We start from the raw sequence: 24,410 nt of genomic DNA on the forward strand, positions 1-24,410 counted from the left end.
CTGGTGTTCATCAAGTGGTCAGAGTACGCAGCAGGTTCTTGTAGTCCTCGCGGATGTCCGCGTCGGATTCCTTAAGTTCGTTGATCTTGCGGCAGGCGTGCAACACCGTCGTATGGTCGCGACCGCCAAACACATCGCCGATTTCCGGCAGGCTGTGGTTGGTCAGTTCCTTGGACAGTGCCATGGCGACCTGACGCGGGCGAGCGACCGAGCGCGAACGGCGCTTGGACAGCAAGTCGGAGATCTTGATCTTGTAGTACTCGGCGACGGTGCGCTGAATGTTATCCACAGAGACCAGTTTGTCCTGCAATGCCAACAGGTCTTTCAGGGATTCGCGAATCAGCTCGATGGTGATGTCGCGGCCCATGAAGTGCGAGTGGGCGATCACGCGTTTCAGCGCGCCTTCCAGCTCACGGACGTTGGAGCGAATGCGCTGGGCAATGAAGAACGCGGCATCGTGTGGCAACTCGACTTTGGCCTGGTCGGCCTTCTTCATCAAGATGGCCACGCGGGTTTCCAGCTCCGGCGGCTCGACGGCAACCGTCAGGCCCCAGCCGAAGCGGGATTTGAGGCGCTCTTCAAGGCCTTCGATTTCTTTCGGGTAGCGGTCACTGGTGAGAATGACCTGCTGGCCACCTTCAAGCAGGGCGTTGAAGGTGTGGAAAAACTCTTCCTGGGAACGCTCCTTGCGGGCGAAGAACTGAATGTCGTCGATCAGCAGGGCGTCCACCGAACGGTAGAACCGCTTGAACTCGTTGATCGCGTTCAGTTGCAGCGCCTTGACCATGTCGGCCACGAAACGCTCGGAATGCAGGTACACGACCTTGGCATTCGGATTCTTCTTTAATAGATGGTTACCCACCGCGTGCATCAAGTGCGTTTTACCCAGACCGACGCCGCCATAAAGGAAGAGCGGGTTGTAGCCGTGCTTGGGGTTGTCTGCCACTTGCCAGGCCGCCGCACGGGCGAGCTGGTTGGATTTACCTTCTACAAAGTTCTCAAAGGTAAAGGTGCGGTTCAGGTAGCTGGTGTGCTTGAGCGCACCTTCGACCTGCACGGTGCGCTGTTCGGCACGCACTGGCGCTTGCTGCGAAGCCGCACCGGCCATCGGATCGAAACTGTCACGGGACGGCTCTTCGCTGACTTCCTCGGTTTTCTGCGTCACACGCTTGGCCGGGGTCGGAGCCGGTGCTGGTGCCGGAGCGCTGACGGGTGCGGCATTGGCCTGAGCCAGGGATGCAGCAGCGGCGGCCAACGGTGCATTCGGCGCGGCACGCGGTGCAGAACTGCGCTTGCTGCCTATTAATAAGGAGAGCGACGGCGCCAAGCCGTTGCCATGCTCATCCAGCAGTTCAAGGACGCGCCCCAGGTACTTTTCGTTGACCCAGTCCAGAACAAAACGGTTCGGTGCGTAGACACGCAACTCGTCGCCTTCGGCTTCGACCTGTAATGGACGGATCCAGGTGTTGAATTGTTGGGCTGGCAGCTCTTCGCGCAAAAGCTCCACGCACTGCTGCCAAAGTTCCACTGACACGGAAATCCCCTAAGTTGAAAGCCGGTGAGGCAAAAACAAGCGGCCATTGTAGCGGCGGGGCGTTCACTTATCCACATGCAGGTTGCCCGGTGGACATGATTTATCAATGCCTTATCCGGTGAAAAAGCGACCGACGGTGTGTGAATAAGCTCTGTGGATAACCGTAGCTGAGAGCACTGGACAACTGGGGGCGAAACCCGGTGGACAAGTCGCCTGTGGATAACCTCGCTTTCCACACACAGGTTATCCGACAGCGCAGCACAGGCTGAACACTGTTTTCCAGCGTAGTTGTCATTCTCTGTACATCAAGCCCCACAAGGCCTCAGATCAGTTATCCACAGAAGGTGGTGATCCTAGCTTTTACAAGCTTTACAAAAAAGCTTTAAATAATTCCCTTCTTTATTTTTATGTCTGGCGAACAAGGTTTCGAGCCTGCGGGCACCAGAGATCTATTTATAAGGAAACGTTGGTTGGAAATTGACCTATGGACTTGCTTTCTCTAGAATCCCCGGTCTCTTAAAACGGGGGCCATTCCGGCCCGTTGTGGACGAACCAGGTAACACGACATGAAACGTACTTTCCAACCAAGCACTATCAAACGCGCTCGTACCCACGGTTTCCGTGCTCGCATGGCTACCAAGAACGGTCGTGCCGTACTGTCGCGTCGTCGCGCCAAAGGCCGCGCACGTCTGGCAGTTTGATAATCCGGCACTGGAGGTGAGTCAGGACTTCAGTCGGGAAAAGCGTCTGCTTACTCCCCGGCATTTCAAGGCAGTCTTTGACTCCCCTACCGGCAAGGTTCCGGGGAAAAATCTCCTGCTCCTTGCACGCAACAACGATCTCGATCACCCCCGTCTTGGACTGGTTATCGGGAAAAAGAGCGTAAAGCTTTCCGTTGAGCGCAATCGCCTCAAACGTCTGATGCGCGAATCGTTTCGCCTGCACCAGGATTCATTGGTCGGCTGGGACATCGTTATCGTCGCGCGCAAAGGTTTGGGTGATGTAGAGAACCCCGAATTGATTCAGCATTTCGGCAAACTCTGGAAGCGTCTGGCACGCAACAAGCCGGTACCAGCAGTCAAAACCGAAACTGTAGGGGTAGACAGTCCAGATGCGTAAACTGGCACTCGTTCCGATCCAGTTTTACCGCTACGCCATTAGTCCCCTGATGGCCAGTCACTGTCGTTTCTACCCCAGTTGTTCTTGCTACGCGTATGAAGCCATCGAAAATCATGGCCTTCTGCGCGGTGGCTGGCTGACCTTTCGTCGTTTAGGTCGCTGTCATCCGTGGAATCCCGGTGGTTATGACCCGGTTCCACCTATCCCTACCTCCCGTTCTTCTTCGATGGCCGAGTAATCATGGATATCAAACGCACGATCCTGATCGTCGCCCTGGCAATCGTGTCCTACGTCATGGTTCTTAAATGGAACCAGGACTATGGTCAGGCTGCCCTGCCGACTCAGAATGTTGCTTCCAGTACGACTACATCCGGTTTGCCGGACACCGCCACTGGCAATAACGCTGCAGCCAGTGACGATATTCCGCGCGCCGCAAGCGATACCAGCGCACCTGCCGAAACGCCGGTCGCCGCCAGCAAGGATCTGATCCAGATCAAAACCGACGTGCTCGATCTGTCGATCGATCCACAGGGTGGCGATGTTGCCCAACTGACCTTGCCACTGTATCCGCGTCGTCAGGATCGTCCGGACGTTCCGTTCCAGCTGTTCGACAACGGCGGCGAGCGTACTTACCTGGCGCAAAGCGGTCTGATCGGCACCAACGGCCCGGACGCCAGCCCGGCCGGTCGTCCGATCTACTCCTCGGAGAAGAAGACTTATCAACTGGCTGACGGTCAGGACCAATTGGTCGTCGACCTGAAGTTCAGCAAGGACGGCGTCAATTACATCAAGCGTTTCACCCTGAAACGTGGCCTGTATGACGTGACCGTCACTTATCTGATCGACAACCAGAGCGCTCAGCCTTGGTCCGGTTCGATGTTTGCCCAGCTGAAACGCGATGCAAGCGCCGATCCTTCGTCGACCACGGCTACCGGCACCGCGACTTACCTGGGCGCTGCCCTGTGGACAAGTTCCGAGCCGTACAAGAAAGTGTCCATGAAAGACATGGACAAAGGTCAGCTCAAGGAAACCGTGACCGGTGGCTGGGTAGCCTGGCTGCAACACTACTTCGTGACTGCATGGGTTGCTCCGAAGGGCGAAAACAACATCGTCCAGACCCGTAAAGACAGCAAAGGCAACTACATCATCGGTTACACCGGTCCTTCGCTGACCGCTGCACCGGGTGCAAAAGTCGAGACCAGTGCTGTTCTGTACGCCGGCCCGAAAAGCCAGGCTGTACTGAAAGAGTTGTCCCCAGGTCTGGAACTGACCGTCGACTACGGCATTCTGTGGTTCATTGCCCAGCCGATCTTCTGGCTGCTGCAACATATCCACGCCATTGTCGGCAACTGGGGCTGGTCGATCATCTTCCTGACCATGCTGATCAAAGGGATTTTCTTCCCGCTGTCGGCCGCCAGCTACAAGTCGATGGCCCGCATGCGTGCCGTGGCTCCGAAACTGGCTGCACTGAAAGAACAACATGGCGATGACCGGCAGAAAATGTCGCAAGCCATGATGGAGCTGTACAAGAAAGAGAAGATCAATCCGCTGGGTGGCTGCTTGCCGATCCTCGTGCAGATGCCGGTTTTCCTTTCCCTGTACTGGGTTCTGCTGGAAAGCGTGGAAATGCGCCAGGCGCCGTTCATGCTGTGGATTACCGACCTGTCGATCAAGGATCCGTTCTTCATCCTGCCGATCATCATGGGCGCGACCATGTTCATCCAGCAGCGTCTGAACCCGACTCCTCCGGATCCGATGCAGGCCAAGGTCATGAAAATGATGCCAATCATTTTCACGTTCTTCTTCCTGTGGTTCCCGGCTGGTCTGGTGCTGTACTGGGTTGTGAACAACTGCCTGTCGATTGCCCAACAGTGGTACATCACGCGTAAGATCGAAGCGGCGACGAAAAAAGCCGAGGCGTAACTTACTCTGTGGATAACACCACTCAAAACGCCCCCTAGTGGGGCGTTTTGCTATCTGTCATTTTTGTCTGGATACCGGTTTATGAGCGCACCTCGTGAAACCATCGCAGCCGTCGCCACAGCTCAGGGTCGTGGCGGCGTGGGCATCGTTCGAATTTCCGGGCCGCTGGCCAGCGTGGCGGCCAAGGCCATCAGCGGCCGCGAACTGAAACCGCGTTTTGCCCACTACGGGCCCTTCTTCAGTGACGATCAACAGGTGCTCGATGAAGGTCTGGCGCTGTATTTCCCCGGGCCGAACTCGTTCACCGGTGAAGATGTGCTGGAACTGCAGGGCCACGGCGGCCCGATCGTCCTCGACATGTTGCTCAAGCGTTGTCTGGAACTGGGTTGTCGACTGGCCCGGCCGGGTGAGTTCAGCGAACGCGCCTTCCTCAATGACAAACTCGACCTGGCGCAGGCCGAGGCCATTGCCGACTTGATCGAAGCCAGTTCTGCACAGGCTGCACGCAATGCCTTGCGTTCCTTGCAGGGCGCGTTTTCCCAACGTGTGCATAACCTCACCGAACAACTGATCGGTCTGAGGATTTACGTTGAGGCAGCCATCGATTTCCCGGAAGAAGAGATCGACTTCCTCGCCGATGGCCATGTATTGAGCATGCTCGACAAGGTACGCGACGAGTTATCCACCGTACTACGTGAAGCCGGGCAGGGTGCGCTGCTGCGTGATGGCATGACGGTGGTGATTGCCGGTCGTCCGAATGCCGGCAAATCCAGCCTGTTGAATGCACTGGCCGGGCGAGAAGCCGCCATCGTGACGGAAATCGCCGGCACGACCCGGGATATCCTGCGCGAACATATCCACATCGATGGCATGCCGCTGCATGTCGTAGACACCGCCGGTTTGCGTGATACCGACGACCATGTGGAAAAAATCGGCGTCGAACGTGCGTTGAAAGCCATTGGCGAAGCCGATCGGGTGCTGTTGGTGGTCGATGCCACGGCGCCGGAAGCTGCAGATCCGTTCGCGTTATGGCCTGAATTCCTTGAAACCCGACCAGATCCGGCAAAGGTCACCCTGATTCGCAATAAAGCGGATCTCACCGGTGAAGCAATTGCCCTGGAAGTCAGCGACGATGGCCACGTCACCATCAGCCTGAGTGCCAAGGCTGCCGGCGAAGGTCTGGACCTGCTTCGCGATCACCTGAAGGCCTGCATGGGTTACGAGCAGACCTCGGAAAGCAGCTTCAGCGCACGCCGTCGCCACCTGGAAGCGTTGCGTCATGCCAGCGCGGCTCTGGAACACGGCCGTGCACAGCTGACTCTGGCAGGGGCTGGCGAACTGTTGGCCGAAGATCTGCGCCAGGCTCAGCAGTCTCTCGGGGAAATTACCGGGGCGTTCAGCTCCGATGATCTCCTCGGGCGGATCTTTTCCAGCTTCTGCATCGGCAAATAACCCTTCCGCTGTCCACAGGCAGGTCCATTCGCGACCTGTCTGTTTCTCCTCTCCGCATTCCTTTCCTACCAGTGCCGGGCTGATTCCTTCTCCCTGAGCGGATTTCCCCTGTCCGCTGCATGCTCATTCATCCGATTTCTGTGGATTAAGCCCTGTGAATAACTGCCGCTGAGGGCAGTTGATAACAGGGCATGAAAACTGAACATAACTGCCTCTGTGGATAACGGCCCCATTCATCCACAGGCTTACACCGGTTATCCAAGGGCCTCATTGCTACATGGCCACAGGGTTTTGAATCTCTGTACATATTGAAAATAAAGGCCTGTAGCAATCTATCCACAGAAATCATAGGCAGTAAGAATAAGCTTTAAAACAAAGGTTTTATAAATTTCTCTCTTTTTTATTCTTTTAACCGCTAGTTCTCCACAGCTGGTTAAATTTTGTGCAAAGGGTTCTTTAGGAAGGGCGAAGTCCCTATACTTGTCGACCAGGTTCAGAAACCTGATCTCAAACTATTCCTGAATTACCTACTTAAGCAGGCACGAGGTGCGTGGTGGATTTCCCTTCCCGTTTTGAAGTGATCGTCATCGGCGGCGGTCATGCCGGTACCGAGGCAGCACTGGCCTCAGCACGCATGGGTGCAAAAACCCTTCTGCTGACGCATAACGTGGAAACCCTCGGTGCCATGAGTTGCAACCCGGCCATCGGCGGCATCGGCAAAAGCCATCTGGTCAAGGAAATCGACGCCCTCGGCGGCGCGATGGCCATCGCTACCGACCTGGGTGGCATCCAGTTTCGCGTGTTGAACAGCCGTAAAGGCCCGGCCGTACGTGCAACCCGTGCACAAGCCGACCGGATTCTTTACAAGGCCGCTGTCCGCGAAATCCTGGAAAACCAGCCGAACCTGTGGATATTTCAACAAGCCGCCGACGATCTGATCGTCGAGCAGGAACAAGTACGCGGTGTTGTCACGCAAATGGGTCTGCGTTTCTTCGCTGATTCCGTGGTGTTGACCACTGGTACCTTCCTGGGCGGACTTATCCACATCGGTTTGCAGAATTTTTCCGGCGGGCGCGCCGGTGATCCGCCGTCGATCGCCCTGGCGCACCGTCTGCGTGAACTGCCGCTGCGTGTCGGTCGCCTGAAAACCGGTACGCCACCGCGTATCGACGGCAAGTCTGTGGATTTCTCGGTGATGACCGAGCAGCCAGGCGATACGCCGATCCCGGTGATGTCGTTCATGGGCAACAAGGAACAACATCCGCGGCAAGTCAGTTGCTGGATTACCCACACAAACGCCCGTACCCACGAAATCATCGCCGCGAACCTTGATCGTTCGCCGATGTATTCCGCAGCCGGCGAGATCGAAGGCATCGGCCCGCGTTATTGCCCGTCGATCGAAGACAAGATCCACCGCTTTGCCGACAAGGAAAGCCATCAGGTGTTCATCGAGCCGGAAGGCCTGACCACCCATGAGCTGTATCCGAACGGGATATCCACAAGCCTGCCGTTCGACGTGCAATTGCAGATCGTGCAATCGATTCGCGGCATGGAAAACGCGCACATCGTGCGTCCGGGTTATGCCATCGAGTATGACTACTTCGACCCGCGTGACCTGAAGTACAGCCTGGAAACCAAAGTGATCGGCGGTCTGTTCTTCGCCGGCCAGATCAACGGCACCACCGGTTACGAAGAAGCCGGCGCCCAGGGTTTGCTGGCCGGCGCGAACGCCGCATTGCGCGCAAAAGGCAAAGAAGCCTGGTGTCCGCGTCGCGATGAAGCGTACATCGGGGTATTGGTCGACGACCTGATCACACTCGGCACCCAAGAGCCGTACCGCATGTTCACGTCCCGTGCCGAGTACCGCCTGATCCTGCGTGAGGACAACGCCGACCTGCGTCTGACCGAAAAAGGTCGCGAACTGGGTCTGGTCGATGACGCGCGTTGGGCGGCGTTCTGCAAGAAGCGCGAAAACATCGAGCTGGAAGAGCAGCGTCTGAAAAGTACCTGGGTTCGCCCGGGCACCCAGCAGGGTGATGCGATTGCTGAAAAATTCGGTACGCCGCTGACTCACGAATACAACCTGCTCAATCTCTTGAGCCGTCCGGAAATCGACTACGCTGGTCTGGTCGAAGTGACCGGGCAGGGCGCCGAAGATCCACAGGTCGCCGAGCAGGTCGAGATCAAGACCAAATACGCCGGTTACATCGACCGTCAACAGGACGAAATCGCCCGTCTGCGTGCAAGCGAAGACACGAAACTGCCTGTGGATATCGATTACACCAACATTTCCGGTCTCTCCAAGGAGATCCAGAGCAAACTTGGCGCGACTCGTCCCGAGACGCTGGGCCAGGCTTCGCGGATCCCGGGTGTGACCCCGGCAGCGATTTCGCTGTTGATGATTCATTTGAAAAAACGCGGCGCGGGCCGTCAGTTGGAGCAAAGCGCTTGAGTTCTAAGGTCACTTCGCAACACGCCGAAGAGTTATCCACAGGAGCCCGCGAGCTCGGTGTCAACCTCACTGAAACCCAGCACGAATTGTTGCTGGGTTATCTGGCCCTGTTGATCAAATGGAACCAGGCCTACAACCTGACTGCCGTTCGCGATCCGGACGAAATGGTTTCCCGTCACTTGCTCGATAGCCTCAGCGTGATGTCGTTCATCGAAAACGGCCGCTGGCTGGACGTCGGCAGCGGCGGTGGCATGCCGGGGATCCCTTTGGCGATCCTGTATCCGGACTCGCAAGTGACCTGCCTGGACAGCAACGGCAAGAAAACCCGCTTCCTGACCCAGGTCAAACTCGAACTCAAGCTGGACAACCTGCAAGTTATCCACAGTCGCGTCGAAGCGTTCCAGCCTGCACAGCCATTCAACGGGATCATTTCCCGGGCATTCAGCAGCATGGAGAACTTCACCAACTGGACTCGCCACCTCGGCGACGCCGATACGCGCTGGCTGGCAATGAAGGGCGTCCATCCGGCCGATGAGCTGGTAGCATTGCCGGCAGACTTCAAACTCGATAGCGAACACGCCCTGGCCGTACCCGGTTGCCAAGGCCAACGCCATCTGCTGATACTGCGCCGCACGGCATGATTGGGAACACAAGCAAGAATGGCTAAGGTATTCGCGATAGCGAACCAGAAGGGTGGTGTGGGCAAGACCACCACCTGCATCAACCTCGCAGCATCCCTGGTCGCGACCAAGCGCCGGGTGCTGTTGATCGATCTCGATCCACAGGGCAACGCCACCATGGGTAGCGGTGTGGATAAACATGGCCTGGAAAACTCGGTCTACGACCTGCTGATCGGTGAATGCGATCTGGCCCAGGCCATGCACTTTTCGGAACACGGCGGTTATCAACTGCTGCCGGCCAACCGGGATCTGACGGCGGCCGAAGTGGTGCTGCTGGAAATGCAGATGAAGGAAAGCCGTCTGCGCAGCGCGCTGGCGCCGATCCGGGAAAACTACGATTACATTCTGATCGACTGCCCGCCGTCGCTGTCGATGCTCACATTGAACGCACTGGTCGCGGCTGACGGGGTCATTATCCCCATGCAGTGCGAGTACTTTGCGCTCGAAGGTTTGAGCGACCTTGTGGATAACATCAAGCGTATCGCCGAACTGCTGAACCCGAACCTGAAAGTCGAAGGCCTGCTACGGACCATGTATGACCCGCGCCTGAGCCTGATGAACGACGTATCGGCCCAGCTCAAGGAACACTTCGGCGATCAGCTGTACGACACCGTCATCCCGCGCAACATCCGTCTGGCCGAAGCCCCGAGCTACGGCATGCCGGCGCTGGCCTACGACAAGCAATCGCGTGGCGCGCTGGCCTATCTGGCCCTGGCGGGCGAGATGGTTCGCCGTCAGCGCAAAAATTCACGCATCGCCGCTGCCCAGCCAACTTAAGGAATCCCCATGGCCGTCAAGAAACGAGGTCTCGGACGAGGACTGGATGCACTGCTGAGCGGTCCGACTGTCAGCTCGCTGGAAGAACAGGCGGCGCAGGCTGACAGCCGTGAGTTGCAGCACCTGCCGCTGGACTTGCTGCAGCGCGGCAAGTATCAGCCGCGCCGGGACATGGATCCGCAGGCGCTGGAAGAACTGGCGCAGTCGATCAAGACTCAAGGCGTGATGCAGCCGATCGTGGTTCGCCCGATTGGTGGCGGTCGCTTTGAAATCATCGCCGGTGAGCGCCGTTGGCGCGCAAGCCAGCAGGCCGGGCAGGAAACCATTCCGGCCATGGTCCGTGATGTGCCGGATGAAACGGCGATCGCCATTGCGCTGATCGAGAACATCCAGCGCGAAGACCTGAACCCGATCGAGGAAGCGGTGGCCCTGCAGCGCTTGCAGCAGGAATTCCAGCTCACCCAGCAACAGGTCGCCGAGGCTGTGGGTAAGTCCCGCGTTACGGTGGCCAACCTGTTGCGCCTGATTGCATTGCCGGAAGTCATCAAGACCATGCTGTCCCACGGCGACCTGGAAATGGGCCATGCCCGTGCATTGCTCGGTCTGCCGGACAATCAGCAGGTGGAAGGGGCGCGACATGTTGTCGCACGCGGCCTCACCGTGCGCCAGACTGAGGCACTGGTTCGCCAGTGGCTGAGTGGCAAACCCGAGCCTGTCGAACCTGCAAAACCGGACCCGGATATCGCCCGACTCGAGCAGCGTCTGGCCGAGCGCCTAGGCTCTGCGGTGCAGATCCGCCACGGCAAGAAGGGAAAGGGTCAGTTGGTGATCGGTTACAACTCCCTCGATGAGCTTCAGGGTGTGCTTGCACACATCCGCTGAAACAATTCCTCTTGTAGCGCGCAGTCGGAAATCACTACCTGACAGTTGAATAGGGGCAGAACCGCCCCTATACTCTGCGCGCATTTTGTCGGCACAAATTATGCCAAGTTATTGAATTTCGGCAGCCGACCATTGGAGAGCAATAGTGATGGAAACCCGCAAGCCAAACCGCCTGCCGTTCCATCGCCTGGCGGTTTTTCCGGTGTTGATGGCTCAATTTGTCATTTTGCTCATTGCCGCTTTGGCGCTCTGGCAATGGCATGGAGTCGTTGCCGGATACTCGGGACTTTGCGGAGGCCTGATAGCCTTGCTGCCCAATGTTTATTTCGCTCACAAGGCATTTCGGTTTTCCGGCGCCCGAGCAGCCCAGTCCATCGTCCGGTCTTTCTATGCCGGCGAGGCAGGCAAACTGATTTTGACGGCAGTGCTGTTTGCACTGGTGTTTGCAGGTGTGAAGCCACTGGCGCCGATCGCTGTATTCGGCGCCTTCGTGCTGACTCAGTCGGTCAGCTGGTTCGCTCCCCTGCTGATGAGAACAAGACTTTCGAGACCTTAGGGCGTTTGAGGCAACCATGGCAGAAACAACCGCTTCGGGCTATATCCAGCACCACTTGCAGAACCTGACCTTCGGTCAGCTACCCAACGGCGGCTGGGGCTTTGCCCACACCGCAGCAGAAGCCAAGGAAATGGGCTTCTGGGCTTTCCACGTCGATACCCTCGGCTGGTCGGTCGCACTGGGTCTGATTTTCGTCATTCTTTTCCGCATGGCGGCCAAGAAGGCGACTTCCGCTCAGCCAGGTGCACTGCAGAACTTCGTTGAAGTCCTGGTCGAATTCGTCGATGGCAGCGTGAAAGACAGCTTCCATGGCCGTAGCCCGGTGATCGCACCGCTGGCACTGACCATCTTCGTCTGGGTGTTCCTGATGAACGCCGTCGACCTGGTACCGGTCGACTGGATTCCTCAGCTGGCCATCCTGATCTCCGGTGACCACCACATCCCGTTCCGTGCCGTGTCGACTACCGACCCGAACGCGACCCTGGGCATGGCGTTCTCGGTTTTCGCACTGATCATTTTCTATAGCATCAAGGTCAAGGGCCTCGGCGGCTTCATCGGCGAGCTGACCCTGCACCCGTTCGGCAGCAAGAACATCTTCGTTCAGGCCCTGCTGATCCCGGTGAACTTCCTGCTGGAATTCGTGACCCTGATCGCCAAACCGATCTCTCTGGCTCTGCGTCTGTTCGGCAACATGTATGCCGGCGAGCTGGTGTTCATCCTGATCGCTGTGATGTTCGGCAGCGGCCTGCTCTGGCTGAGCGGCCTGGGCGTTGTCCTGCAGTGGGCGTGGGCTGTGTTCCACATCCTGATCATCACCCTGCAGGCGTTCATCTTCATGATGCTGACCATCGTCTACCTGTCGATGGCGCACGAAGAAAACCATTAAGACCGGTCTCGACCAGTCTGATGTCCTTCCCGGTAAAACGGGGAGGGGCTCCTCACGGGGCACCATGAAACGATTTGTTTTACCGCTTTAATCTAAAAAACCTAAACCATACGACGTAAAAGTCGGGAGGAAAGATGGAAACTGTAGTTGGTCTAACCGCTATCGCTGTTGCACTGTTGATCGGCCTGGGCGCACTGGGTACCGCAATTGGTTTCGGCCTGCTGGGCGGCAAGTTCCTGGAAGGCGCAGCGCGTCAGCCAGAAATGGTTCCAATGCTGCAAGTTAAAATGTTCATCGTTGCCGGTCTGCTCGACGCCGTAACCATGATCGGTGTTGGTATCGCTCTGTTCTTCACCTTTGCGAACCCGTTCGTTGGTCAAATCGCTGGCTAATCATTCGGATTTTCCGAGTGATTTGGTGTGATGGACAACGTAACTGCGAGGTGTTGGCGTGAACATTAATGCGACCCTGATTGGCCAGTCCGTTGCGTTCCTGATTTTTGTACTGTTCTGCATGAAGTTCGTATGGCCTCCGGTCATCGCAGCTCTGCACGAACGTCAAAAGAAGATCGCTGATGGTCTGGACGCTGCCAGCCGTGCAGCTCGCGACCTGGAGTTGGCCCAAGAGAAAGCGGGTCAGCAACTGCGCGAAGCGAAAGCTCAGGCAGCTGAAATCATCGAGCAAGCCAAGAAACGCGGTAACCAGATTGTCGAAGAGGCCGTTGAAAAGGCCCGTGTCGACGCTGACCGTGTGAAGGTTCAGGCTCAAGCCGAGATCGAACAGGAACTGAACAGTGTCAAAGACAAGCTGCGCGCCCAAGTGGGCTTGCTGGCTGTCGGCGGCGCCGAGAAGATCCTGGGTGCCACAATCGATCAAAACGCGCACGCAGAGCTGGTTAACCAACTGGCTGCTGAAATCTAAGCGAGGGCGATCATGGCAGAACTGACCACGTTGGCCCGACCTTACGCTAAGGCGGCCTTCGAGCACGCTCAGGCCCACCAGCAACTGGCCAATTGGTCAGCCATGCTCGGCCTGGCTGCAGCGGTGTCGCAAGACGACACCATGCAGCGCGTGCTCAAGGCCCCGCGACTGACGAGCGCAGAAAAGGCCGCCACGTTCATTGACGTGTGCGGCGACAAGTTTGATGCCAAGGCACAGAACTTCATCAATGTCGTTGCCGAAAACGACCGTCTCCCGCTTCTGCCGGAGATCGCTGCTCTTTTCGACCTGTACAAGGCCGAACAAGAGAAATCGGTAGATGTTGAAGTGACCAGTGCTTTCGCATTGAACCAAGAACAGCAAGACAAACTCGCCAAGGTTCTCAGTGCACGACTCAACCGGGAAGTGCGCCTGCAAGTTGCGGAGGATGCTGCCCTTATAGGTGGTGTCGTTATCCGCGCCGGCGACCTGGTTATCGATGGCTCGATTCGCGGCAAAATCGCGAAACTTGCCGAAGCATTGAAATCTTGAGTTTGAAGGGGCAGCAGAGCAATGCAGCAACTCAATCCTTCCGAAATAAGTGAAATTATCAAGGGCCGCATCGAAAAACTCGATGTGACCTCCCAAGCCCGTAACGAAGGCACTGTCGTCAGCGTATCTGACGGTATCGTGCGGATTCACGGTCTGGCCGACGTCATGTACGGCGAGATGATCGAGTTTCCGGGCGGCGTCTACGGTATGGCCCTCAACCTGGAGCAAGACTCCGTAGGTGCCGTTGTACTGGGCGCATACACGACTCTGGCTGAAGGCATGAGCGCCAAGTGCACCGGCCGCATCCTCGAAGTTCCGGTTGGTAAGGAACTGCTGGGTCGCGTTGTCGACGCACTGGGTAACCCTGTTGACGGCAAAGGTCCACTGGGCAACACCGAGACCGACGCGGTCGAGAAAGTTGCTCCGGGCGTGATCTGGCGTAAGTCGGTAGACCAGCCTGTACAGACTGGCTACAAGGCTGTCGATGCCATGATCCCTGTCGGCCGTGGCCAGCGTGAGCTGATCATCGGTGACCGTCAGATCGGTAAGACCGCTCTGGCGATCGACGCGATCATCAATCAGAAAGACAGCGGCATTTTCTGCGTCTACGTGGCAATCGGTCAGAAGCAATCGACCATCGCCAACGTGGTTCGCAAGCTGGAAGAAAACGGTGCACTGGCTAACACCATCATCGTTGCAGCGAGCGCCTCGGAATCTGCAGCACTGCAGTTCCTGGCTCCGTACTCCGGTTGCACCATGGGTGAATTCTTCCGCGACCGCGGTGAAGACGCGCTGATCGTTTATGACGATCTGTCCAAGCAAGCAGTGGCTTACCGCCAGATTTCCCTGCTGCTGCGCCGTCCACCAGGCCGTGAAGCTTACCCAGGCGACGTGTTCTATCTCCACTCCCGTCTGCTGGAGCGCGCATCCCGCGTTTCGGAAGAGTACGTAGAGAAGTTCACCAACGGCGCAGTGACCGGCAAAACCGGTTCCCTGACCGCACTGCCGATCATCGAAACCCAGGCTGGCGACGTTTCCGCGTTCGTTCCGACCAACGTGATTTCCATCACCGACGGTCAGATCTTCCTGGAATCGGCCATGTTCAACTCGGGCATCCGCCCTGCAGTGAACGCCGGTGTTTCGGTATCCCGTGTGGGTGGTGCCGCTCAGACCAAGATCATCAAGAAGCTGTCCGGTGGTATCCGTACCGCTCTGGCTCAGTACCGTGAACTGGCGGCATTCGCCCAGTTCGCTTCTGACCTGGACGAAGCGACCCGCAAGCAACTTGAGCATGGTCAGCGCGTTACCGAGCTGATGAAGCAGAAGCAATACGCACCTATGTCGATCGCTGACATGGCGCTGTCGCTGTATGCCGCTGAGCGTGGGTTCCTGACTGACATTGAAATCGCCAAGATCGGCAGCTTCGAACAAGCGCTGATTGCTTTCTTCAACCGCGATCACGCCGACTTGATGGCGAAGATCAACGTTAAAGGTGACTTCAATGACGAAATCGACGCTGGCCTGAAGGCTGGTATCGAGAAGTTCAAGGCCACCCAAACCTGGTAAGCCGCAGCGGGAGCCGCAAGGCTCCCGCTTGCTAACCTGATAGGTGTTACATGGCAGGCGCAAAAGAGATTCGCAGTAAGATTGCGAGCATCAAAAGCACGCAAAAAATTACCAGCGCCATGGAAAAAGTGGCGGTCAGCAAAATGCGCAAGGCACAAATGCGCATGGCTGCTAGCCGTCCTTATGCGGAGCGTATCCGCCAGGTAATTGGGCATCTGGCCAACGCCAACCCGGAATACCGCCATCCGTTCATGATCGACCGCGCCATCAAGCGCGTTGGTTATGTCGTGGTGAGCAGTGACCGTGGTCTGTGCGGCGGCTTGAACACCAACCTGTTCAAGGCCCTGGTCAAGGACATGGCGGTAAACCGCGAAAACGGCGTCGAGATTGATCTGTGTGTCGTTGGTAGCAAGGGTGCGGCCTTTTTCCGCAACTTCGGCGGTAACGTCGTTGCAGCTATCAGCCACCTGGGTGAAGAGCCGTCGATCAATGATCTGATCGGCAGCGTCAAGGTGATGCTGGATGCCTATCTGGACGGCCGTATTGACCGCCTTTCCGTGGTATCCAACAAGTTCATCAACACCATGACGCAACAGCCTACCGTGGAGCAGTTGATTCCACTGGTAGCGACCCCGGATCAGGATCTCAAGCACCACTGGGACTACCTCTACGAACCAGACGCCAAAGAGCTGCTTGACGGCTTGATGGTGCGTTACGTGGAGTCGCAGGTGTACCAGGCGGTGGTCGAGAACAACGCGGCCGAACAAGCTGCGCGGATGATCGCGATGAAGAACGCTACCGACAACGCCGGTGATTTGATCAGCGATTTGCAGCTGATCTACAACAAGGCGCGTCAGGCTGCGATCACCCAAGAGATCTCGGAAATCGTCGGCGGCGCTGCCGCGGTTTAACGGTTCAAATATTCAGAGGATCCAGCTATGAGTAGCGGACGTATCGTTCAAATCATCGGCGCCGTTATCGACGTGGAATTTCCACGCGACAGCGTACCGAGCATCTACGACGCCTTGAAGGTTCAAGGCGCCGAAACCACTCTGGAAGTTCAGCAGCAGCTGGGCGACGGCGTGGTTCGTACCATTGCGATGGGCTCCACCGAAGGCTTGAAGCGCGGTCTGGACGTCAACAACACTGGCGCAGCCATCTCCGTACCGGTCGGTAAAGCGACTCTGGGCCGGATCATGGACGTACTGGGCAACCCGATCGACGAAGCTGGCCCGATCGGCGAAGAAGAGCGCTGGGGTATCCACCGCGCCGCTCCTTCCTTCGCGGAACAAGCTGGCGGCAACGAGCTGCTGGAAACCGGCATCAAGGTTATCGACCTGGTTTGCCCGTTCGCCAAGGGCGGTAAAGTCGGTCTGTTCGGTGGTGCCGGTGTAGGCAAGACCGTAAACATGATGGAGCTGATCCGTAACATCGCCATCGAGCACAGCGGTTATTCCGTGTTCGCCGGTGTGGGTGAGCGTACTCGTGAGGGTAACGACTTCTACCACGAGATGAAGGACTCCAACGTTCTCGACAAGGTAGCGCTGGTCTACGGTCAGATGAACGAGCCACCAGGAAACCGTCTGCGCGTAGCGCTGACCGGTCTGACCATGGCCGAGAAGTTCCGTGACGAAGGTAACGACGTTCTGCTGTTCGTCGACAACATCTATCGTTACACCCTGGCCGGTACCGAAGTATCCGCACTGCTGGGCCGTATGCCTTCGGCAGTAGGTTACCAGCCGACCCTGGCTGAAGAGATGGGCGTGCTGCAAGAGCGCATCACTTCGACCAAGCAAGGTTCGATTACTTCGATCCAGGCCGTATACGTACCAGCGGACGACTTGACTGACCCGTCGCCAGCGACCACGTTTGCTCACCTGGACGCCACCGTCGTTCTGTCCCGTGACATCGCTTCCCTGGGTATCTACCCGGCGGTAGACCCACTGGACTCGACTTCGCGTCAGCTGGACCCGAACGTGATCGGCAACGATCACTACGAGACCGCTCGCGGCGTTCAGTACGTGTTGCAGCGTTACAAAGAGCTGAAGGACATCATCGCGATCCTGGGTATGGACGAGCTGTCGGAAGCCGACAAGCAGTTGGTAAACCGTGCTCGTAAGATCCAGCGCTTCTTGTCGCAGCCGTTCTTCGTGGCTGAAGTCTTCACCGGTGCTTCGGGTAAATACGTTTCCCTGAAAGACACCATTGCTGGCTTCAAAGGCATCCTCAACGGTGACTACGACCACCTGCCAGAACAAGCGTTCTACATGGTCGGCGGCATCGAAGAAGCGATCGAGAAAGCCAAGAAACTGTAATCCCGGCGCCCGGCAACGGGCGCTCATTTAGGTTGAGGCAATCAGATGGCTATGACAGTCCATTGCGATATCGTCAGCGCGGAAGGAGAAATCTTTTCCGGCCTGGTCGAGATGGTGATTGCGCACGGTGCTCTGGGTGATCTTGGTATCGCTCTGGGTCACGCGCCGCTGATCACGAATCTCAAGCCGGGTCCGATCCGCCTGATCAAGCAAGGCGGGGAAGCCGAGGTGTTCTACATCTCCGGTGGTTTCCTCGAGGTTCAGCCGAACATGGTCAAGGTGCTTGCCGATACCGTGCAACGTGCCGCCGACCTGGATGAAGCTCAGGCTCAGGCAGCTCTCAAGGCTGCCGAAGCTGCTCTGCATGAGAAGAGCGCAGATTTCGACTACGGAGCTGCGTCCGCACGTCTGGCCGAGGCTGCAGCTCAGCTGCGCACCGTCCAGCAGATCCGCAAGAAGTTTGGCGGTTAATCCGTCAGCCACTTGTTGTGCGATTGATAAAAAAGGGTAGCCTCGGCTACCCTTTTTTCTTTTCAGAATTCTACAAACCCGGTCGCAGTTGCTGACCACCCAGGATTGGTAGCCAGTCATGTCTCTTGAAATCGTTATCCTCGCGGCCGGCCAAGGCACCCGCATGCGTTCGGCATTGCCGAAAGTGCTGCACCCGGTAGCCGGCAACTCCATGCTCGGCCATGTTATCCACAGTGCCCGTCAACTCGATCCACAGCGCATTCACGTGGTCATCGGTCATGGCGCCGATGTCGTGCGCGAGCGCCTGGCCGCCGATGATCTCAATTTCGTGTTGCAGGACAAGCAATTGGGTACCGGTCACGCCACCGCCCAGGCTGTTCCGTTCATTACCGCCGACACCGTGCTGATTCTCTACGGTGACGTGCCGCTGATCGAAGTTGAAACCCTGCAGCGCCTGCTCAAGCACGTCGTGCCCGGCCAGATGGGACTGCTCACTGTCGAGCTGGACGACCCGACCGGCTACGGCCGCATCGTGCGTGATGCAAGCGGCAAGGTCGCGGCCATTGTCGAGCACAAGGACGCCAGCGAAGCACAACGCGCGATCACCGAAGGCAATACCGGCATTCTCGCCGTGCCTGCCAGTCATCTGGCTGACTGGATGAGCCGCCTGTCGAACAACAACGCCCAAGGTGAGTATTACCTGACCGACGTGATCGAAATGGCGGTCGGTGATGGCCTGGTGGTTGCGACCGAGCAGCCCCACGATCCGATGGAAGTGCAGGGCGCCAACGATCGCAAGCAACTGTCCGAGCTGGAGCGCCACTATCAGTTGCGCGCAGGCCGTCGCTTGATGGCGCAGGGCGTGACTCTGCGTGATCCGGCCCGCTTTGATGTGCGTGGTGAAGTGACCGTTGGTCGCGATGTGCTGATCGACATCAACGTCATTCTCGAAGGCAAGGTCGTCATCGAAGACGACGTGGTGATCGGCCCGAACTGCGTGATCAAGGACAGCACCCTGCGCAAGGGTGTGGTGATCAAGGCCAACAGTCATATTGAAGGTGCAGTGCTCGGTGAAGGCAGCGATGCCGGCCCGTTTGCACGCCTGCGTCCAGGCACCGTGCTGGAAGCTCGCGCCCATGTGGGTAACTTCGTCGAACTGAAAAATGCCCGTATGGGCGAAGGCGCCAAGGCCGGACACCTGACTTATCTGGGCGATGCCGAGATCGGTGCCCGCACCAACATCGGCGCCGGCACCATCACCTGCAACTACGATGGCGCCAACAAGTGGAAAACCGTGTTGGGCGAAGACGTGTTCATCGGCTCCAACAACTCGCTGGTGGCGCCTGTGGATATCTCCGCCGGTGCAACTACCGCAGCCGGTTCGACCATCACTCAGAATGTGGATAACGCCCAACTGGCCGTCGGTCGCGCGCGGCAGAAGAACATCGATGGCTGGAAGCGGCCGGAGAAGATCAAGAAGAGCTGAGTTATCCACAGCGCTTCAATCAAAAGGATCGCTGCCCTTGGGCAGCGATTTTTTTTCATCCCCGGCTTGACGACTTTGCGTCGATAGGTTTTGATTGCTTCCGTTATCTTTCGAATCGAAACTTATCAAGCCATGTCGAAACGCAATACACCCCAACGTCGCCACAACATACTGGCCTTGCTCAACGAGCAGGGCGAAGTCAGTGTTGACGAGCTCGCCAAGCGTTTCGAAACCTCGGAAGTTACGATTCGCAAGGATCTGGCCGCGCTGGAAAGCCATGGTCTGCTGCTGCGCCGTTATGGCGGAGCGATCACCATGCCCCAGGAACTGGTGGCCGATGTCAGTCAGAACGTTTCCAAGTACAAGCAGGCCGTTGCTCGCGCGGCGGTGACACGTATTCGCGAGCACGCCCGCATCATCATCGACAGCGGCAGCACCACCGCCGCGATGATCCCCGAACTCGGCCAGCAACCGGGGCTGGTGGTGATGACCAACTCGCTGCACGTCGCCAATGCCCTGAGCGAACTCGAACATGAACCTGTCCTGCTCATGACCGGCGGCACCTGGGATCCCCATTCGGAATCCTTTCAGGGCCAGGTCGCCGAGCAGGTACTACGCTCTTACGACTTCGATCAGTTGTTTATCGGTGCCGACGGCATCGATCTGGTGCGTGGAACCACCACCTTCAATGAGCTGCTCGGTTTGAGCCGGGTAATGGCGGAAGTGGCGCGGGAAGTGATCGTGATGGTCGAGGCCGACAAGATCGGCCGCAAGATTCCAAACCTGGAGCTGCCATGGAGCAGCGTCCATACCCTAATCACCGATGATCGCCTGCCGCAGGAGGCACGGGATCAGATTCAGGCTCGCGGTATCAATTTGATTTGCGCGACGGTCAGTCAGGAGAAATAAGCATGTGTGGAATTGTCGGCGCGGTAGCTGAACGTAATATCACCGCCATCCTGGTCGAAGGTCTCAAGCGCCTCGAATACCGGGGTTATGACAGTGCCGGTGTCGCGGTGTACACCAATGACGGCACGCTGGAGCGCACCCGTCGTGTGGGCAAGGTCAGCGAACTGGACGCGGCCCTGGCGGAACACCCGCTGGTTGGCCGTCTCGGTATTGCCCACACCCGTTGGGCAACCCACGGTGCGCCGAGCGAACGTAATGCTCACCCGCATTTCTCCGGCAATGTCGCAGTGGTGCACAACGGCATCATCGAAAACCATGAAGCGCTACGCGAACAGCTCAAGGCCCAGGGTTACGTGTTCTCTTCCGACACCGACACCGAAGTCATCGCCCACCTGCTGACCGAAAAACTCAAGGCACTGCCGGACTTGACCGACGCCCTGAAGGCAACGGTCAAGGATCTGCATGGCGCCTACGGTCTGGCGGTCATCCACGCGCTGCAACCGGATCGTCTGGTCGCTGCCCGCAGCGGCAGTCCGCTGGTGATCGGCCTGGGTCTGGGCGAGAACTTCCTGGCTTCCGACCAGTTGGCCCTGCGTCAGGTCACTGACCGTTTCATGTACCTGGAAGAGGGCGATATCGCCGAAATCCAGCGTGACAAGGTGCAGATCTGGGACGTGACCGGCAAAGCCGTCGAGCGCCAGACCGTGCAGTACACCGACGGTGCCGAAGCCGCCGACAAGGGCGAGTTCCGCCACTACATGCTCAAGGAAATCCACGAGCAGCCGTCCGTGGTGCAACGCACTCTGGAAGGTCGCCTCAGCCCGAACCAGGTGCTGGTGCAGGCATTCGGCCCGCAAGCTGCCGAACTGTTCGCCAAAGTGCGCAACGTACAGATCGTCGCCTGCGGCACCAGTTATCACGCCGGCATGGTTGCCCGTTACTGGCTCGAAGAGCTGGCCGGGATTCCGTGCCAGGTCGAAGTCGCCAGTGAGTTCCGCTACCGCAAGGTTGTGGTACAGCCGGACACGCTGTTCGTCACCATTTCCCAGTCCGGCGAAACCGCCGACACCCTGGCCGCGCTGCGCAACGCCAAGGAGCTGGGTTTCCTCGGCAGCCTGGCGATCTGCAACGTCGGCATCAGTTCGCTGGTGCGCGAATCCGACCTGACCCTGCTGACCCAGGCCGGTCGCGAAATTGGCGTGGCCTCGACCAAGGCGTTCACCACGCAACTGGTTGGCCTGCTGTTGCTGACTCTGTCTCTGGGCCAAGTGCGCGGCACGCTGGGCAAAGACGTTGAAGCCACGCTGGTCGAAGAACTGCGTCGCCTGCCGACCCGTCTGGGCGAAGCGCTGGCCATGGACAGCACCGTGGAAAAGATCGCCGAACTGTTCGCCGACAAGAACCACACCCTGTTCCTCGGGCGTGGCGCGCAATACCCGGTCGCGATGGAAGGGGCCCTGAAACTCAAGGAAATCTCGTATATCCACGCCGAAGCCTATCCTGCCGGCGAACTGAAGCATGGCCCGCTGGCGCTTGTGGATAACGACATGCCGGTGGTCACCGTTGCGCCGAACAACGAACTGCTGGAGAAGCTCAAGTCCAACCTGCAGGAAGTCCGTGCCCGTGGCGGCGAACTGATCGTGTTCGCTGATGAGAAGGCCGGGATGACCAACGGTGAAGGCACCCACGTGGTACAGATGCCGCACATCCACGACATCCTGTCGCCGATCCTCTACACCATACCGCTGCAATTGCTGTCGTACTACGTTGCTGTGCTCAAGGGCACTGACGTGGACCAGCCGCGCAACCTGGCCAAGTCGGTGACGGTGGAATAAGTTATCCACACGCCGCAATAGACGACCACAGCCTGGAGACTCACTGAGTCTCCAGGCTGTGGGATGTTTCCCACTTTTTGTTACCGAACACCCCAGCGCGGTGCAATGCCACGCTCCTGTAACAGCCTCTCTGCTTTCAAAAAGCGCCCCTTCGAAAAAAATTCAATCACTCGATGCCCCATGATTTCGGTGTCCTCAGCGATGTTCGCTGGTTTTGTCGGACAGCTTCTTCATAAGTTGGCCGTTCAATTGCATATGCTTGTATGTACAAGTAAAGACGTATGCATACGAGTTGAAAGAAACCAAGCATCACGTCCACTGATTCGCTTGTCGCGCATTGAAGCGCACAAGCCGCTTGCCCATCGCCAGGGTTGGTTTGAATTGATCGCTGAGGAGTCTTTTTCGTGACTGACGCAAAAACTACTAAATTCCGTGACGTCGAAATCCGCGCCGCGCGCGGCAACAAGCTGACCGCCAAGAGCTGGCTGACCGAAGCGCCGCTGCGCATGCTGATGAACAACCTCGACCCGGAAGTGGCCGAAAACCCGAAAGAGCTGGTGGTCTACGGCGGTATCGGCCGCGCCGCGCGCAACTGGGAGTGCTACGACAAGATCGTCGAAAGCCTGACCAACCTGAATGACGACGAAACCCTGCTGGTGCAGTCCGGCAAGCCGGTCGGCGTGTTCAAGACCCACAGCAACGCGCCGCGCGTACTGATCGCCAACTCCAACCTGGTGCCGCACTGGGCGACCTGGGAACACTTCAACGAACTCGACGCCAAGGGCCTGGCCATGTACGGCCAGATGACCGCCGGCAGCTGGATCTACATCGGCAGCCAGGGCATCGTCCAGGGCACTTACGAAACCTTCGTCGAGGCCGGTCGCCAGCATTACAACTCCAACCTCAAGGGCCGCTGGGTCCTGACCGCCGGCCTCGGTGGCATGGGCGGCGCCCAACCTCTGGCGGCAACTTTGGCCGGTGCCTGCTCGCTGAACATTGAATGCCAGCAGGTGAGCATCGATTTCCGCCTGAAAAGCCGTTACGTCGACGAGCAGGCCAAAGACCTCGACGACGCCCTGGCGCGCATCGAGAAGTACACCAAGGAAGGCAAGGCCATCTCCATCGCGCTGCTGGGCAACGCCGCCGAAATCCTCCCGGAACTGGTCCGTCGCGGCGTGCGCCCGGACATGGTCACCGACCAGACCAGCGCCCACGATCCGCTCAACGGCTACCTGCCGGCCGGCTGGACCTGGGACGAATACCGCGCCCGCGCCAAGACCGAACCGGCCGCTGTGATCAAGGCTGCCAAGCAATCGATGGCGGTGCACGTCAAAGCCATGCTCGCCTTCCAGAAGCAAGGCATCCCGACCTTCGACTACGGCAACAACATCCGTCAGATGGCTCAGGAAGAAGGCGTGGAAAACGCTTTCGACTTCCCGGGTTTCGTCCCGGCCTACATCCGTCCGCTGTTCTGCCGTGGCATCGGCCCGTTCCGTTGGGCGGCGCTGTCGGGCAACGCTGAAGACATCTACAAGACCGACGCCAAGGTCAAAGAACTGATCCCGGACGACGCGCACCTGCACAACTGGCTGGACATGGCCCGCGAGCGCATCAGCTTCCAGGGTCTGCCGGCGCGTATCTGCTGGGTCGGTCTGGGCCAGCGCGCCAAGCTCGGTCTGGCGTTCAACGAAATGGTCCGTCGCGGCGAGCTGTCGGCGCCGATCGTGATCGGTCGCGACCACCTCGACTCCGGCTCGGTATCGAGCCCGAACCGTGAAACCGAATCGATGCAGGATGGCTCGGATGCCGTTTCCGACTGGCCACTGCTCAACGCTTTGCTCAACACCGCGAGCGGCGCGACCTGGGTTTCCCTGCACCATGGCGGTGGCGTCGGCATGGGCTTCTCGCAGCACTCGGGCATGGTGATCGTCTGCGACGGTACGGACGAAGCAGCCGAGCGTATCGCTCGCGTGCTGCACAACGACCCGGGCACCGGTGTGATGCGTCACGCCGATGCCGGTTACCAGATCGCCATCGACTGCGCCAAGGAGCAGGGCTTGAACCTGCCAATGATTACTTCGGTTAAAGGAGCCTGAA

23 protein-coding genes are annotated in these 24,410 nt (G+C 58.1%); 22 read left to right on the forward strand and 1 reads right to left on the reverse strand.

Annotated elements, in window-relative coordinates; all coding sequences use genetic code 11:
- Window positions 1-10: 10 nt before the first annotated feature.
- Window positions 11-1,534 carry a chromosomal replication initiator protein DnaA gene (gene dnaA, locus OQ248_RS10530; RefSeq protein ID WP_119429881.1) on the reverse strand — a complete coding sequence of 508 codons (1,524 nt, stop codon included), beginning with the start codon at window positions 1,532-1,534 and terminating at the stop codon, window positions 11-13.
- Between the two features lie 566 nt (window positions 1,535-2,100).
- On the opposite strand from dnaA, the gene rpmH reads away from it, so the two are divergent.
- The 22 genes from rpmH (at window position 2,101) to hutU (ending at window position 24,409) form a co-directional block, all read left to right on the forward strand.
- Window positions 2,101-2,235, forward strand: a complete 135-nt coding sequence (rpmH, locus tag OQ248_RS10535) for a 50S ribosomal protein L34 (RefSeq protein ID WP_003213577.1) — start codon at window positions 2,101-2,103, stop codon at window positions 2,233-2,235.
- Between the two features lie 16 nt (window positions 2,236-2,251).
- Entirely contained in the window at window positions 2,252-2,653 is a 402-nt protein-coding gene (rnpA, locus tag OQ248_RS10540) for a ribonuclease P protein component (protein WP_011336726.1), read from the forward strand.
- Window positions 2,646-2,891, forward strand: a complete 246-nt coding sequence (gene yidD, locus OQ248_RS10545; RefSeq protein ID WP_010465488.1) for a membrane protein insertion efficiency factor YidD — start codon at window positions 2,646-2,648, stop codon at window positions 2,889-2,891. Before rnpA ends, yidD begins: the two co-directional genes overlap by 8 nt.
- 2 nt (window positions 2,892-2,893) lie before the next feature.
- Complete coding sequence (gene yidC / locus OQ248_RS10550; RefSeq protein ID WP_119429880.1) at window positions 2,894-4,576, forward strand: membrane protein insertase YidC; 1,683 nt, start codon at window positions 2,894-2,896, stop codon at window positions 4,574-4,576.
- An 81-nt stretch (window positions 4,577-4,657) separates the two neighbouring features.
- A complete protein-coding gene (gene mnmE, locus OQ248_RS10555; RefSeq protein WP_114886525.1) occupies window positions 4,658-6,028 on the forward strand; it encodes a tRNA uridine-5-carboxymethylaminomethyl(34) synthesis GTPase MnmE in 1,371 nt (456 codons plus the stop codon).
- Window positions 6,029-6,581: 553 nt separating this feature from the next.
- On the forward strand, window positions 6,582-8,480 hold the full coding sequence (mnmG, locus tag OQ248_RS10560) for a tRNA uridine-5-carboxymethylaminomethyl(34) synthesis enzyme MnmG (RefSeq protein WP_114886523.1): 1,899 nt from the start codon (window positions 6,582-6,584) through the stop codon (window positions 8,478-8,480).
- Window positions 8,477-9,121: a 16S rRNA (guanine(527)-N(7))-methyltransferase RsmG gene (gene rsmG / locus OQ248_RS10565; protein ID WP_007911906.1), complete on the forward strand. Its 645-nt coding sequence runs from the start codon at window positions 8,477-8,479 to the stop codon at window positions 9,119-9,121. The genes mnmG and rsmG overlap by 4 nt, the downstream gene beginning before the upstream one ends.
- 18 nt (window positions 9,122-9,139) lie before the next feature.
- Entirely contained in the window at window positions 9,140-9,937 is a 798-nt protein-coding gene (locus tag OQ248_RS10570) for a ParA family protein (protein ID WP_085713099.1), read from the forward strand.
- 9 nt (window positions 9,938-9,946) lie between these two features.
- Window positions 9,947-10,819, forward strand: coding sequence for a ParB/RepB/Spo0J family partition protein (locus OQ248_RS10575; RefSeq protein WP_085713100.1), 873 nt, complete (start codon window positions 9,947-9,949; stop codon window positions 10,817-10,819).
- Between the two features lie 148 nt (window positions 10,820-10,967).
- Window positions 10,968-11,375 (forward strand): F0F1 ATP synthase subunit I, encoded by a 408-nt coding sequence (locus OQ248_RS10580; protein WP_003229783.1) that lies wholly within the window; start codon window positions 10,968-10,970, stop codon window positions 11,373-11,375.
- A gap of 16 nt (window positions 11,376-11,391) precedes the next feature.
- Window positions 11,392-12,261, forward strand: a complete 870-nt coding sequence (gene atpB, locus OQ248_RS10585) for a F0F1 ATP synthase subunit A (protein WP_265812798.1) — start codon at window positions 11,392-11,394, stop codon at window positions 12,259-12,261.
- A gap of 134 nt (window positions 12,262-12,395) precedes the next feature.
- Window positions 12,396-12,653 carry a F0F1 ATP synthase subunit C gene (atpE, locus tag OQ248_RS10590; RefSeq protein WP_003097235.1) on the forward strand — a complete coding sequence of 86 codons (258 nt, stop codon included), beginning with the start codon at window positions 12,396-12,398 and terminating at the stop codon, window positions 12,651-12,653.
- A gap of 58 nt (window positions 12,654-12,711) precedes the next feature.
- The gene (locus OQ248_RS10595; protein WP_007954149.1) at window positions 12,712-13,182 is read left to right on the forward strand and encodes a F0F1 ATP synthase subunit B; all 471 of its coding nucleotides are present in this window, start codon (window positions 12,712-12,714) and stop codon (window positions 13,180-13,182) included.
- Window positions 13,183-13,194: 12 nt separating this feature from the next.
- Window positions 13,195-13,731 (forward strand): F0F1 ATP synthase subunit delta, encoded by a 537-nt coding sequence (locus tag OQ248_RS10600; RefSeq protein ID WP_007911956.1) that lies wholly within the window; start codon window positions 13,195-13,197, stop codon window positions 13,729-13,731.
- A 21-nt stretch (window positions 13,732-13,752) separates the two neighbouring features.
- The gene (gene atpA, locus OQ248_RS10605; RefSeq protein WP_085606310.1) at window positions 13,753-15,297 is read left to right on the forward strand and encodes a F0F1 ATP synthase subunit alpha; all 1,545 of its coding nucleotides are present in this window, start codon (window positions 13,753-13,755) and stop codon (window positions 15,295-15,297) included.
- Window positions 15,298-15,347: 50 nt separating this feature from the next.
- A complete protein-coding gene (gene atpG, locus OQ248_RS10610) occupies window positions 15,348-16,208 on the forward strand; it encodes a F0F1 ATP synthase subunit gamma (RefSeq protein WP_008084419.1) in 861 nt (286 codons plus the stop codon).
- Window positions 16,209-16,235: 27 nt separating this feature from the next.
- Window positions 16,236-17,612: a F0F1 ATP synthase subunit beta gene (gene atpD, locus OQ248_RS10615; protein ID WP_007954162.1), complete on the forward strand. Its 1,377-nt coding sequence runs from the start codon at window positions 16,236-16,238 to the stop codon at window positions 17,610-17,612.
- Between the two features lie 45 nt (window positions 17,613-17,657).
- Window positions 17,658-18,083 (forward strand): F0F1 ATP synthase subunit epsilon, encoded by a 426-nt coding sequence (locus OQ248_RS10620; RefSeq protein WP_007954164.1) that lies wholly within the window; start codon window positions 17,658-17,660, stop codon window positions 18,081-18,083.
- A 118-nt stretch (window positions 18,084-18,201) separates the two neighbouring features.
- Window positions 18,202-19,569, forward strand: a complete 1,368-nt coding sequence (gene glmU, locus OQ248_RS10625; RefSeq protein WP_085713101.1) for a bifunctional UDP-N-acetylglucosamine diphosphorylase/glucosamine-1-phosphate N-acetyltransferase GlmU — start codon at window positions 18,202-18,204, stop codon at window positions 19,567-19,569.
- Between the two features lie 132 nt (window positions 19,570-19,701).
- The gene (locus tag OQ248_RS10630; protein ID WP_119429875.1) at window positions 19,702-20,478 is read left to right on the forward strand and encodes a DeoR family transcriptional regulator; all 777 of its coding nucleotides are present in this window, start codon (window positions 19,702-19,704) and stop codon (window positions 20,476-20,478) included.
- Window positions 20,479-20,480: 2 nt separating this feature from the next.
- On the forward strand, window positions 20,481-22,313 hold the full coding sequence (gene glmS / locus OQ248_RS10635; protein ID WP_134828596.1) for a glutamine--fructose-6-phosphate transaminase (isomerizing): 1,833 nt from the start codon (window positions 20,481-20,483) through the stop codon (window positions 22,311-22,313).
- Between the two features lie 404 nt (window positions 22,314-22,717).
- Window positions 22,718-24,409, forward strand: a complete 1,692-nt coding sequence (hutU, locus tag OQ248_RS10640) for a urocanate hydratase (protein WP_265812799.1) — start codon at window positions 22,718-22,720, stop codon at window positions 24,407-24,409.
- Window position 24,410: the final 1 nt, after the last annotated feature.

Origin of the sequence: Pseudomonas sp. COW5, assembly GCF_026240005.1 — a bacterium.
Taxonomy (GTDB): domain Bacteria; phylum Pseudomonadota; class Gammaproteobacteria; order Pseudomonadales; family Pseudomonadaceae; genus Aquipseudomonas; species Aquipseudomonas kribbensis.